This window comes from Pradoshia sp. Z5_111 (assembly GCF_058267535.1).
In genome coordinates this window covers 1-13,279 of record NZ_JBZCPQ010000010.1, presented here as the reverse complement: position 1 = coordinate 13,279, position 13,279 = coordinate 1, and the positions used below count along the sequence as shown (strand labels likewise).

The window sequence follows — 13,279 nt, the reverse complement described above, 5'->3', positions numbered from 1 at the left end:
CATGCATTGAATACAATTTTTTCAAGATTCATCAGGTATACGCCATATGGCGAGAAGGGGATTCATAGATTTTTTAATGAAAGGTTTTATGTGTTCATAAAGTATAAAAGGGATTGAGAACGGCGCAACAGAAAGTTAAGAAAATAAAAAGAGGCCGCCGCTTTAATAAAGCGAAACGGCCTCTTGAGGGTTCGGAAAATAATGTATCATCCTAATATAAATTGATATATGGTCCATAACTGACCACCAGTCGGCTCAGCTTTACTCCGTTGAAACTGATGGATCAGCTTGGGTTTTGACTGGGACGATTTGGAGGAAGTGCTGGCTTGGGTTGCCTAGCAATTGGGCCAGTTCGTCCGCTTCTGCCTGTTGACCATTTTCTTTAAGAATAGATGTATAGCGTGTAAGTAGTTCTGTTACATCGTTTATACCTGTTTCATTTAATTTTTCAACAGAGACGAGGGCTCCTTTTGCAATTCTGCGTTGGATCGCATCTTTTGTAAGGCCTCGTTCAGGCAAATGACGTTGATAAATGACACCACCTGTCATTCCTGCGCAAATCCATGGACCTGGGTCTCCAAGGACAAGTCCTCGACCGTTTGTCATATATTCGAAGGCAAAGCCTTTAATATTTGAATAAACGCCAATGTTTCCGTGTTCTTGTTCAGGGATATCTCGTTTTAAAGAACCTCCGACAATCATGTCAGCACCAGACAGTCGGATACCTGCACGCGCATCAGCATCACCCTGGGCAATTAATAGACCTTTTTGTGCTCCGTATCCAAAGCCTTTTCCGACGGAACCATTATAGAATTTATCATCCTTGCCGATTCCTTTAAGAATTGCAATTGTTCCTCCAAACGAGGTTTTGCCGGTGCCATCCTGTGAACCGCCATCAACAGTAATTGTAATGCCTTCTGTATTGTATGCACCAAGCCCATTTCCAGGTATGGAACCTTTATAAGTTAGATTAACAGGATCCATTTTGACATAGGAACCATCTAATCTGCCTCTTACCCGGTGGCAGGAAACACGGCTTCCAAGTACACGCTGAATAGAATTGATATTTTTAAATTGTCTGGATTGAAGCAGATCATTTACACTTGCATCCAGATATTCTGCACCAACTGCAGCCATTTGGACGATTAATTCGTCCTTTGTAGCAGCGGCTTCGAGATGTGTAATCTGGCCAAGCTCAATTGTTTTAAGTAAGTATTTTAAATCCAGCATTTCTTTTCCTTTTGTTTGTACTAATAAATCGGAACGCCCGACAGCTTCCTGAAGATTTGTGATTCCAAGTTCAGCCGCAAGTGTTTTTAATTCATTGCCAAAAGCACTGAATAGGTTTATGATCCCCTGGACGGCTAAATCAAATTGTCTTGGAACAAATCTCCTTAAGCCATGTTCCTTTGCTTCCACTTCAGAATCAATTTGAGTAGCAATCCCTACGTGGCATGTATCCAGGTGGCAGCCTCGACATGTTGTACAGCCAATAGCAATCATAGAGAGGGTTCCAAAGCCTACACGGTTTGCTCCAAGAAGCATGACCTTCAATACATCCTTTGCACTTTTGAGGCCACCGTCAGCCCAAAGCTCAACATCCTGTCTTAGACCGGCTTCAAGCAAGGCATTATGAGCAGCTTTAACGCCAATTTCCACTGGTAATCCAACGTTTTGAAGCGCATGGATACGAGCGGCTCCAGTACCGCCATCAAATCCACTTAGCGTGATAATATCAGCTCCAGCTTTTGCTATCCCGACAGCAATTGTCCCGATATTTGGAACAACAGGTACTTTTACAGCCACCCTTGCCTGATCATTGGCTGTTTTTAATTCATGGATCATTTGAGATAAATCTTCAATAGAATAAATATCATGGTTGTTTGAAGGTGATATTAAATCGGATCCAATCGTTGCATTACGTGCTTCGGCAATTTTTGATGTTACTTTGGATCCAGGAAGATGACCGCCTTCACCCGGTTTAGCGCCTTGTCCGATTTTGATTTCAAGTAAATTAGAGGAATTCAGCAATTCCGCATTTACACCAAAACGACCGGAGGCAATTTGCTGACCGCGAGTTCGCGGGTATTTACCAAGCATATCTTTAATTTCTCCGCCTTCACCATTCATGCTAATCATATTAAGGCGATCGGCACCTTCTGCATATGCGCGAAAGGCTGTTTCATTTTGTGAGCCGAACGACATTGATGCAATTACAAATGGTAGACTGTGATCGCCAACACCAATATTCACTGTTTCTGGATCAACTTTTTGTTCGGTTTTCTTGAAATCTGTTAAATGGCGAATAGTTGTGGGATTTTGTTCTTCCTGTTCAGAGATTTTTTCTCCAAAGGCCTGATAATCACCAGTTGAAGCCACCTCACCAATTGCTTTCCAGATTCGCGGGAATAGATGAAAGGTCTTCCCAACACGTTCTTTTTCATTGGCAAAATCAATAGCACGCTGTTTTGCATCTTCCTTCAATTTATCAAAATTATAGATTAATTGATTGGATCCAAAGAAGTTCACGATTTGAAGGATGTCTGCTATTTCTTCCTGTAGTCCAATCGAAGAGAATAGTCGTCCATATCCGCGAAGTTCATGAATTCCAAGTGTTGAAATGACCTTTTCTAATCCTTTAGATAAAGAGTTATATAAATTAATTACTGGTTTCGACTGCTCATCTGATACGGTACGGAACATATAATATGGATTAATCAAATTAGCTCCTAATCCGTAAATCACCACAATGTCATGCAAGTTACGAATGGCAGCAGAGCGAACTAAAATGGAACAGTCTCTTCGTTTTTCTGCTTTTACTAATGCTCTATCGACTGCTGCGACTACAAGGGCAGGATCCAACCATAAATGCTCAGCGTGATGGGCTAGTTCATCATCTAGGCAAAGTAATCCACAGCCGTCAGTAACAAAGGTAAGAGCCTCTTTACTGATACGATCCAGAGCTTCCTTAATCGTTTCACCCTCCGTGAATGTCATGGATATCGTTTTCAATTCTTCTGTATCCATAAATAATTGGTGAATTTGTTCATAAGAAGGTTGTTTTGCAAACTGTGCACAAGTCTGTCCAGCTTTTCCTTCAGCTAATAGAGGCGTTAATAGCTCAATCACTGTGTTTACAGATTTTTCATCTGTAAACAGAGAAGGGCGTTTACCGATAATGGTACGGGTCGAAAAATGTTCCATCTCTCGGTCGCGATCTATTGCAGGATTTGTAACAACTGCAACACTTTCCTTAATAAAGTCTGCAATATTCTTACGCTCAGGATTGAGTGCTGCCAGTGGAGCATCGTGACCAAGTGAACGGATTGGTTCTGCACCTTTTTCAGCCATTTGTTCAATTAGTTGAATATGGTCACGTTCCCATCCGAAAGCTTTATATTGCCCGTTTTGGATTTTGTCCTCTTCCTGTGCAAAAGTATGCTCTTTTACATCAGGAGGATTTAAGCGATTACGAGATTCTGTAAAGTTAAGTCTCTTGTTAAATCTTTTGAATACTTCTTCTTGATAAGTGATATATTCATATAGTTCTATTGAATCGCCATTCCACTTTAATCCGACCTTTTCTCCTGGACCAATTGGTTTAGGATTGGCTACATATTCTGTTGGTGAAATAACACCTGGTTCAGAGCCAAACAAATAAGAGGTTGAAGTTTCCATCATCCATAAAGGACGTAGACCAAGTGCATCTACAGAGAAAGCAGCTTCATTGCCGTGGCGGGAAATGATTCCTGCCGGACCTTGAGCGAAATGGCCCCAGCTTTCATGCAAATACGTATATAGATCCTGAAGGTGATTGGGATATTCCTTTATTTCATTAATGATTGGAGGGAAGACAATATCAAGTGCTTCAAATAGAGAATATCCCTCACGGTAGATGAATGTTTCCAATGTACGGCTTAAATCCTGGGAGTCACTGCCGCCGTTTACTAATGGAACACCGACCATTTGCGCTTCATCGCGTAATTTGGCGATTGTATTGATTTCACCATTATGTCCAAGGACGCTAAATGGTTGTACGCGAAAAAAGCTGGATAGTGTATTAGTACAATAGCGGTTATGTCCAAGTGTCATCGTAGATGCGACGAGTGGACTTGCAAGGTCTGGATAATACTTAGGTAGAATATCGCCAGCTCCCATCACTTTGTAGATGGCATGATATTGGCTAAGCGAAGATACGTGGATGTGATCATTTTTTTCAATTGAAATTGTTAGATCAAATAACAGAGATGAAAGGTCAGTTTGATTTAAATCCTCTTTTGCTATAAAAGCAACTTGAAGAAATACAGGGTTTTCCTGTAATGCTATTGGTCCCAATGCATCGGTGGAATAAGCTTCATCAGATACATAAATTTCTTTTAAGTCTTTTTCGTTTGCCAGTTTGATTATTTCCTCAATAGTTTGTTGTTTCTCAGCCTCACGTTTAATAAAAAAGTGGCCCACTACAAAATGGTTATGGTCTGCAAGGTCTGTATCAGCACCAGAGTTCTTTAGCTTCTCTTTCCATAATTGACGGGGGATATCTATGTGAATGCCGACACCATCGCCTTCACCGTTAATAAAACCGGCCCGATGGTTCATGGTAACCAGGGCATCAATACACGCAAAAATATTATCACGGGTAGGTATTTTCTTCTTTTCGATACATGCAATAATTCCGCAAGCATCATGTTCCGATTCGTGGTAATTCATAAACGTACTAGGATTCCATCTTTTGTTCATACGTTGGGCAACTATAAGCTTGCGCCTATTCGATGCCGGTTCACCTCCTGCTTTAAACTTGTGGTTTTTTAGGTTACTTTGGAAAAACGAACGAGGAAGGAAATACAGTTTTGAGGGTAATAAATAATCAATACTAGTATGATTTATATTATCATTAGAATTTTCAGAAATCAATTAAATATGCATTTAAGTTTTTTTGGCAAATAAACATTATCTGGTTATTAAAATCAAAATATCTTAATGTAAACGCTTTCAACAACGTTAAAACATCAATTCTACCGTGATTAGTAGAATTGATGTTATGCATAATTATTCAACGATTTGTATTTATAATGATTTGAAGGCGTGATTTACAGCTTTAATGGTAGTTTCTATGTCTTCTTCTGTATGGGCTGTCGTTAAGAACCAGGCTTCATATTTTGATGGGGCCAAGTTAATCCCTTGTTCAAGCATAAGCTTAAAGAATCGACCGAACACTTCGCCATTCGTAGCTTCAGCTTGAGCATAGTTACTGACATCTTCCTTAGCATTAGTAAAATAAACCGTTAATGCACCTTTTAATCGATTTACTTTAATAGAAACATGATGGTTCTCTGCTGCCTGAAGGATACCTTGTTCCAGCATCGCGCCAAGATAATCTAGTCGTTCATATACTCCCTCTTCCTTTAATACTTCAAGGCAAGCAATACCAGCAAGCATGGAAGCGGGATTCCCGGCCATCGTTCCTGCCTGATAGGCTGGACCGAGGGGTGCGACTGTTTCCATAATCTCTTTTTTGCCACCGTAAGCACCAATCGGTAAGCCGCCGCCGATGATTTTTCCGAGCGCTGTCATATCAGGCTCAACACCAAGAAGGTTTTGTGCACCACCGTACATAAAACGGAAGGCTGTAATTACTTCATCATAGATAACAAGTGCTCCTGCTGCATGAGTAATGTCATTAATTGCTTCCAGAAAACCAGGGTTTGGTTCAACAATCCCGAAATTACCGACAATTGGTTCAACTAAAACGGCCGCAATTTCATTTCCCCATTTATTGATTGCTTCCTTATAGGCATCTATATCATTGAATGGCACAGTAATGACTTCCTGAGCAATACTTTTTGGTACACCGGCAGAATCGGGAGTTCCAAGTGTGGATGGGCCTGATCCTGCAGCGACTAAAACAAGATCGGAATGTCCGTGATAACAGCCAGCGAACTTAATTATTTTATCCCGTCCTGTATACGCTCTTGCTACGCGAATCGTGGTCATAACTGATTCAGTTCCGGAATTTGTAAACCGTACTTTGTCCATGGAAGGGATGGCATCCTTAAGCATCTTGGCAAATTTAACTTCAAAAGGAGTAGGTGTTCCATAAAGAACGCCGTTTTCAGCTGCTTTTGTAATTGCTTTAGTAATATGCGGATGGGCATGCCCGGTAATAATAGGTCCATAAGCGGCAAGATAATCAATATATCGATTGCCGTCAACATCCCAAAAATACGCGCCTTTTGCTCTTTCCATTGCTACTGGAGATCCTCCTCCAACGGCTTTGTATGATCTGGATGGTGAATTGACACCGCCGACGATGTGCTGCATAGCTTCAGCATGCAAACTTTCAGATTGAGCGTGGTTCATTTTATTTCTCCTCCTTCGTATGTAACTGCTTCATTTTAGCACTGGAATTCTTTGTTTGTACAACATGGTCACCTTAGCAATAGATTCGTGTACAAGCAATCATAGGTATGCCTGTATGAGCGTATATATTACAAATGCGGTTGTAATAAAAAGGGGTGTTACCTTTGTTTTATATTATCCTTGCTGCGGTTGTTATCACGTTGCTAATGAGTTTAAAAGGATTATTGATGCCAACAGACCCAACCCGGGCTGAACGGATATCACTCGATTATCTTTATTGGATCATCACGGTGTACTTCACTTTTTTAATAGGTTTCGGAATCCTATACGTATTGGTCGAAATAAAATTTGGACCGGTTATTCATTTGAATGGTTTACCCGTTGAGGGAGGTTTGTTTCCGAAGCTTGCCTCTTCCTTCTATTTCAGTACAATGACTCTTCTCTCAGTAGGGTATGGAGATATGGTTCCTATAGGATTTGGGAGATGGATTGCTTCAATGGAAGCTTTAATTGGATATGCATTACCAGCAGCCTTTGTCGTAAGGACTGCAATAGACCTTGAACATGCAAAAACAACCCGAAATTAGGTATAGTAATAATAGAACGAGCTGTTCTTAACTATTTTTATCTAACAGGGGAGTGAGCTTTATGAGTAGTATAGTTGGTGAGAAGGCGCAGGATTTTAAGCTTCAGGCAAGTAATGGCAAAGAGGTTACATTAGCTGATTTTAAGGGGAAAAATGTAGTTCTCTATTTTTATCCTAAAGATATGACACCGGGATGCACGACTGAAGCGTGTGACTTCAAAGAAAATCACACCTCATTTGCAGAATTGGAGACAATTATTGTTGGCGTTAGTCCAGATCCGGTTGAAAAGCATGAAAAATTTAAAACGAAGTATGACCTTCCTTTTATTTTGTTGTCAGATCCAGATCACACATTGTCAAAAGCGTATGGAGTATGGGTATTAAAAAAGAATTTTGGAAATGAGTATATGGGTACGGAACGTTCTACATTCGTTATTAACAAAGAGGGTATAGTAGTAAAAGAGTGGCGTAAGGTGAGAGTGAAAGGGCATGTAGAAGATGCCTTGGCATTTATTAAAAATGAATTATCATAATTTAGATCGTGAGCAGGCATAAAATAATGCCTGCTTTCTTTATAAATAAACAGCTCTTGGAAGGAAATATATGTATATTGATAGTAGGTGTTTAATAAAGAGATCAGGGGAGATGACGTATGAAGGATCCACGAATTAAAAAATTGGCAAGACAACTGCTAACCCATTCTGTCCGGTTGGAGACGGGGCAAAAAGTGTTGATAGAAGGTCACTACATTACGAAACCGCTGTTGATTGAACTTGTTAATCAAACGTATGAGCTAGGAGCATACCCATTTGTCCAAATGCTCGATGATGAGATTCAAAAATATATGGCAAAAGGGTATAGCCGGGAACAGTTGGAAATCATGGCTAATTGGGATTTGAAAAAATTTGAAGACATGGATGCTGTCATCATTGTGATTGGAGAAGAGAATGATGCGGAATTTGCTGAGATTCCATCAGAGAAATTTCAGCTGAGTGGAGAAGTAATGAAGCCAGTCGTTGATTACTATATTAATAATTGCCGTTGGGTATTATTGAACTATCCGACTAAATCACTTGCTCAAAAAGCAGGGATGAGCACAAGTCAATTTGAAGATTTCCTGCTTGATGTATGTACAATTGATTATGCTAAAATGCAGAAGGCAATGGAGCCGTTGAAATCTCTAATGGAGCAAACAGACCAGGTCAGAATCATATCACCGGGAACAGATCTTTCCTTTTCAATTAAAGGAATTCCGGCAGTGATGTGTTTCGGAGAAAGAAATATACCAGATGGAGAAGTGTATACAGCCCCCGTTAAAAACAGTGTAAACGGAACGATTACCTATAATACACCTTGTCCTTATCAAGGGACTACCTTCAGAGATGTCAGTTTGACGTTTAAAGATGGGAAAATAATTGATGCAAGAGCGGATCAAGCAGATAAAATCAATAAAATATTTGATATTGATGAAGGTGCCCGTTATATTGGAGAATTTGCCTTAGGCGTAAATCCGTTAATAACAAAACCAATGGGAGATATTTTATTCGACGAGAAAATCTGTGGAAGCCTGCATTTCACACCGGGATTAGCCTATAAAGCAGCCGACAATGGAAATATATCTTCTATTCACTGGGATATGGTGCTTATCCAGCGAACTGAATTTGGCGGAGGCGAAATCTATTTTGATGGTCAATTGATTCGAAAGGATGGATTATTTGTACTACCGGAGTTAAAAGGATTAAATCCTGAATCACTTTTATAATGATTGTTTTTAAAATCTATGGCAAAAGACCAAGCATAACAAGCTGTTTTGAATAAGATAGAATCAGGGAATACCTCCTCATACAACTATTTGAAGGACAGCCGGAACTGGCTGTCCGTTTTTTTTATTTAGTTTCTGCTTTTATGTGAGCTAGCTTAAAACGCTCGAGAAATAAGTGAGCCATTACGGGAGGAAAGAACGCCTCCCTGCATGCCTCCTCTTATGCTTTTCGGAGGCCAACAGGATGTTGGTCACAAAGACGTTGCCACAGGACGTGGCGAATTTAGTCTTCGTTCATTGAACTAAGCCGTTTCAGCTTTTTATTCAATCTAGCTTCGACTCCTAGCTCCTCGAGACATAAGTGAGCCATTACGGGAGGAAAGAACGCTCCCTGCATGTCTCCTCTTATGCTTTTCGGAGGCCAACAGGATGTTGGTCACAAAGGCGTTGCCACAGGACGTGGCGAATTTAGCCTTTGTTCCTTAATGCAGTCGTCTCAGCTTTTTATGTAATCTAGCTTCGACGGCTAGAAGCTCAGGACATAAGCAAAGCTACTGCGGGTAAGGACCATCCCCTACGTACCTTTGTCTTATGCTCCTCACTTCTGAGCAAGCCGTTTCAGCTTTTTATACTGGTAAAAGATGTTATCATATTAGTGATGTGTGGATGAAGGGGGTATTTGGATGAAGGTTGTTTCTGCAATTTATCCTCCGGGGGAGATTAGGAAACGTTTGATTGAGTCATACAAGGAGCATGAGTTTCATTTTTGTAAAGGTATCAAAAATGCAGGTTCGGTTATTAAGGATATGGATGTGCTCATAACATATGGAGAAGATGTGGATGAGGAAACAATCGACCAGGCAATACGGTTGAAATGGATCAGTGTAATGTCAGCTGGGATTGAAAGATTGCCTTTTGAAAAAATTAGAGAAAGAAATATCCTGGTTACAAATGCGAGAGGGATTCATGCGATACCGATGGCAGAGTACGTCATGGGGATGATGCTTTCATATATGAAGCAATTCTCGATTATGGCAGAGAATAAAGATAAACGTATATGGGATAAGAGATTATCTTTTGGTGAGCTGAATGGGAAAAATCTTCTTATTTTGGGTACTGGCGCAATTGGGGGAGAGATAGCTAGATTAGGAAAAGCCTTTCGAATGAAAACGATTGGGATGAATCGCAGCGGGATTTCCACCAGTTCATATTTTGATGATATTATTACAATGTCTCAAATTGAGGAAACTCTCCCGAAAGCAGATTTTATTATATCAGTATTACCCAGTACATCAGAAACTAAGGGCCTCATAAAATACAAACATTTTGAAATGATGAAAAATATAGCTATGTTTATCAATATAGGCCGTGGAGACTTAATGAAAGAAGACACGATACATGAGGTGTTGGAAAATCAAGTTATAGGCCATATGGTGCTTGATGTTTTTCCGAATGAACCGTTAAATGAAGATAATAAGCTCTGGTTATATCCTAATTTGACTATCACACCGCATATTTCTAGCGTTTCAAAAAAGTACTTACCACGTGCATTTGATATATTTGAGCAGAATTTTCAGCGGTTTGTTAATCATAAAGATGATAACTATGTGAATAAAATTGATGTAGGAAAGGGGTATTAGAATGAAAATTTATACAAAAACCGGAGATAAGGGTCAAACCTCTCTTGTTTATGGTACACGTGTATCCAAAACTGACCAACGTGTAGAGGCGTATGGAACATGTGATGAAGGGAATTCTATGATTGGACTTGGGATAAGCTATTTAAATGATGTAGAGTTCTCAGGGAAAGATAAGTTATTAGAGGAATTCCATAAAATACAAACTGATTTATTTCACGTTGGTGCAGAACTAGCTACTCCATACGGCAAAAAAGTTGGATGGGTTATAAAAGAAGAGTCGATTAATGAAATGGAAGCCTATATTGATGAACTTAATGAGGAATTACCTCCATTTAAGAATTTTATACTTCCAGGTGGACACCCAGCTGGAGCAGCTTTTCATGTGGCCAGAACAGTGATACGTAGAGCTGAACGAAATTCAGTTGCTCTCGGAGAAGAGGTAAATCCTTTAGTTATAAAATATTTGAATAGATTATCCGATCTGTTGTTTATTGTTGCCAGATATGTAAATTATAAATTAGGAAAAATGGAACCAACTTTACATAATTCTTGAGACAAGTTTCCAACACCTTGGATATAATATATCTGAATGAGGTGTTGGAAATATTGACAACTCAACCAATCATCAAGTAAACTTATTGTAACAATTATAAAGTGAGAATAATATAAAAAAGGAGTGCATGACGGTGTCTCAACCACAACTTAAAGAAGCGTTAGATACTTTGAAACAAACTGGTGTCCGCATGACTCCGCAACGTCATGCCATACTCGAGTATATAATAACTGCCCATGCGCATCCAACAGCTGATGATATATATAAGGCGTTGGAAGGCAAGTTTCCTAATATGAGCGTAGCGACAGTATATAATAATTTACGTGTGTTTAAAGAGGTTGGCTTAGTAAAAGAGTTGACGTACGGAGACTCATCCAGTCGATTTGATTTTGTGTCATCAGATCACTATCATATAATTTGTGAAAAGTGCGGAAAAATAGTTGATTTTCATTATCCAGGTCTTGATGAAGTGGAACATCTTGCGTCGCATGTTGCAGGATTTAAAGTAACACATCACCGAATGGAGATTTATGGTGATTGTCCGGAATGTTCTGCTAAAGAAGTTCATTAAACCAGATAGGGAAGTTAAATAAAAAGAAAAAGCTGGACGTTCGCCAGCTTTTTCTTTTTATTTATTTTTTAACTTTTTCTTATTGTAATCCTCGTTAAATTCTTTGCCTTCCAAGTCTTTATCAAGTGTTAATGGTTCTTTACAGTACATACACATATCCACTCTGCCTAATATTTTTGTGTATTTATTACAATTTGGACAAACAACTTGAACAGCTTTTGTGGAGAGCATACCTATCCAGAAATAGACGGCCATGCTTGCGAAAATAGCTAATAGTCCGAGTACCATAAAAATAGTCATAACCAGTGGTGAGTTTCTAAAGAAAATACCTCCGTACATTATGATAAAGCCTATAAAAATTAAGCTGAGTGCAAATGTTCGTATTTTATTTATCTTACTTGAATACTTTGCCACCGTTTTTCCCCCTTTTATCTTCTATAATATACCATAATATCCAAATGATTTAATAACAATAGATATTAAAATAGTGGCAGGAGTCTGTCGAATATTGTTGAATAGATAAGGAGAGCGAATTAAATTGTGGAGGAATGGAACATGGAGGACATCCTAAGACCCGTTTATCAAGAAAGAGCCAGCAACCCGGATACAAAAGGAGTTTTATTAATTGAGAAGAACTCCCCTGAGAGTTCAATTACAGATACATTTGATTACATTTTATTAATCATTACGGATAGTAAGGATAAACAACCAGTCTTTATTAAACATTATGCTTACGAAAATAAAAAAGCTGCACTCCACATCGTAACAGATGATAAGTTAAACGAGTGGAGGTTATTAGGATCCAATAAAAAAATTATTGATTGGATATACAATGGGAAAATTGTTTTTGACCGTAATGATTATCTTGCCTCATTAAAAAGAGAATTAAATGAATTCCCTTTCTATGGAAGGAAAGTAAAAAAAGGTATAGAGTTTGCGCGTTTAATTAGAAGTTATATGGAAGGTAAAGAATTGTTTGATCAAGGGAACTCTCTAGATGCGTATAATCAAATAATCCATGCACTCCACCACCTTGCAAGATTAGAAATCATCGAAAAAGGATTTCACCCTGAAGTAACTGTATGGAATCAGGTGAAGCAAATTGGTCCAGATATTTATAAATTATATGAAGAGCTGGTTTTTAGCGAAGAAAGTCTTAATCAAAGACTAGAGCTTCTTTTCCTTGTTAGTGACTTTTTTATTCATACAAGAACAGAATCAGGGTCTGGGCATATATTAGAAATTATAGGTGAAAGAGGAGAAGAGTACTGGTCTTTTGATGAGCTGTATGCACATCAAGAGTTATGCTATTACGGAGAGGACTTAAGGATATTAGTAGAGTACTTGATTGATCGTGGTTATATTGATGTTGTATTGGAAAACACTAAGGGAGCAAAGCTTTTTCATAGGTATTATAAAATTCATAAAGAAATTTAAAAAATTATATTGACCAAATGATTTTAGGGTGGTATATTAATAAACGTCGCCGCTGAGGTAAACAAAACGAAGCGAGACGGCAAAGAAAAAATGAAAAAAGTTGTTGACTTACGAGTTTAACAATGATAAGATAACAAAGTCGCTCTTTTACAAATGAGCTTTAAATGTTAGTAAATTACATTAAAAGAAATGCTTGACAACGAAAAGTTATCTTGATATAATGTAAAAGTCGCTAACACGACAGATTGTTCTTTGAAAACTAAACAAAACGAAACGCCAAGCAAGTCTAAAAAAAGAGATTTTTAAAATCTCGTCAATTTGCTTTAAAATTTAGCTAGATCAAACATCTTTCGGAGAGTTTGATCCTGGC

The 13,279-nt window shown here is 38.7% G+C and carries 10 protein-coding genes; 7 read left to right on the top strand and 3 right to left on the bottom strand.

Annotation, left to right across the window (positions count from 1 at the left end):
- Positions 1-261 precede the first annotated feature (261 nt).
- A complete protein-coding gene (locus AC4D4A_RS16365; RefSeq protein ID WP_490996866.1) occupies positions 262-4,740 on the bottom strand; it encodes a glutamate synthase-related protein in 4,479 nt (1,492 codons plus the stop codon).
- A gap of 327 nt (positions 4,741-5,067) precedes the next feature.
- The gene (locus tag AC4D4A_RS16360) at positions 5,068-6,360 is read right to left on the bottom strand and encodes a glutamate-1-semialdehyde 2,1-aminomutase (RefSeq protein WP_490996865.1); all 1,293 of its coding nucleotides are present in this window, start codon (positions 6,358-6,360) and stop codon (positions 5,068-5,070) included.
- A 164-nt stretch (positions 6,361-6,524) separates the two neighbouring features.
- Between AC4D4A_RS16360 and AC4D4A_RS16355 the strand changes: the two genes are divergently transcribed.
- The 6 genes from AC4D4A_RS16355 (at position 6,525) to perR (ending at position 11,472) form a co-directional block, all read left to right on the top strand.
- Positions 6,525-6,947 carry an ion channel gene (locus AC4D4A_RS16355; protein WP_490996864.1) on the top strand — a complete coding sequence of 141 codons (423 nt, stop codon included), beginning with the start codon at positions 6,525-6,527 and terminating at the stop codon, positions 6,945-6,947.
- Positions 6,948-7,008: 61 nt separating this feature from the next.
- Positions 7,009-7,479: a thioredoxin-dependent thiol peroxidase gene (bcp, locus tag AC4D4A_RS16350; RefSeq protein WP_490996863.1), complete on the top strand. Its 471-nt coding sequence runs from the start codon at positions 7,009-7,011 to the stop codon at positions 7,477-7,479.
- A 119-nt stretch (positions 7,480-7,598) separates the two neighbouring features.
- Positions 7,599-8,708 (top strand): aminopeptidase, encoded by a 1,110-nt coding sequence (locus AC4D4A_RS16345; protein ID WP_490996862.1) that lies wholly within the window; start codon positions 7,599-7,601, stop codon positions 8,706-8,708.
- 683 nt (positions 8,709-9,391) lie between these two features.
- Positions 9,392-10,348 (top strand): D-2-hydroxyacid dehydrogenase, encoded by a 957-nt coding sequence (locus AC4D4A_RS16340; protein WP_490996861.1) that lies wholly within the window; start codon positions 9,392-9,394, stop codon positions 10,346-10,348.
- Between the two features lies 1 nt (position 10,349).
- A complete protein-coding gene (locus tag AC4D4A_RS16335) occupies positions 10,350-10,901 on the top strand; it encodes a cob(I)yrinic acid a,c-diamide adenosyltransferase (RefSeq protein ID WP_490996860.1) in 552 nt (183 codons plus the stop codon).
- Between the two features lie 127 nt (positions 10,902-11,028).
- Positions 11,029-11,472, top strand: coding sequence for a peroxide-responsive transcriptional repressor PerR (gene perR, locus AC4D4A_RS16330; protein ID WP_066107879.1), 444 nt, complete (start codon positions 11,029-11,031; stop codon positions 11,470-11,472).
- Between the two features lie 57 nt (positions 11,473-11,529).
- On the opposite strand, the gene AC4D4A_RS16325 is transcribed toward perR, so the two are convergent.
- Positions 11,530-11,886, bottom strand: coding sequence for a YgzB family protein (locus AC4D4A_RS16325; protein ID WP_066107876.1), 357 nt, complete (start codon positions 11,884-11,886; stop codon positions 11,530-11,532).
- 141 nt (positions 11,887-12,027) lie between these two features.
- On the opposite strand from AC4D4A_RS16325, the gene AC4D4A_RS16320 reads away from it, so the two are divergent.
- A complete protein-coding gene (locus tag AC4D4A_RS16320; RefSeq protein ID WP_490996859.1) occupies positions 12,028-12,909 on the top strand; it encodes a nucleotidyltransferase-like protein in 882 nt (293 codons plus the stop codon).
- Positions 12,910-13,279: the final 370 nt, after the last annotated feature.

Coding starts and splice junctions, on each gene's coding strand:
- perR (WP_066107879.1), top strand. CDS start 11,029: ATGACGGTGTCTCAACCACAACTTAAAGAAGCGTTAGATACTTTGAAA.
- bcp (WP_490996863.1), top strand. CDS start 7,009: ATGAGTAGTATAGTTGGTGAGAAGGCGCAGGATTTTAAGCTTCAGGCA.
- AC4D4A_RS16365 (WP_490996866.1), bottom strand. CDS start 4,740: ATGAACAAAAGATGGAATCCTAGTACGTTTATGAATTACCACGAATCG.
- AC4D4A_RS16335 (WP_490996860.1), top strand. CDS start 10,350: ATGAAAATTTATACAAAAACCGGAGATAAGGGTCAAACCTCTCTTGTT.
- AC4D4A_RS16340 (WP_490996861.1), top strand. CDS start 9,392: ATGAAGGTTGTTTCTGCAATTTATCCTCCGGGGGAGATTAGGAAACGT.
- AC4D4A_RS16360 (WP_490996865.1), bottom strand. CDS start 6,360: ATGAACCACGCTCAATCTGAAAGTTTGCATGCTGAAGCTATGCAGCAC.
- AC4D4A_RS16320 (WP_490996859.1), top strand. CDS start 12,028: ATGGAGGACATCCTAAGACCCGTTTATCAAGAAAGAGCCAGCAACCCG.
- AC4D4A_RS16345 (WP_490996862.1), top strand. CDS start 7,599: ATGAAGGATCCACGAATTAAAAAATTGGCAAGACAACTGCTAACCCAT.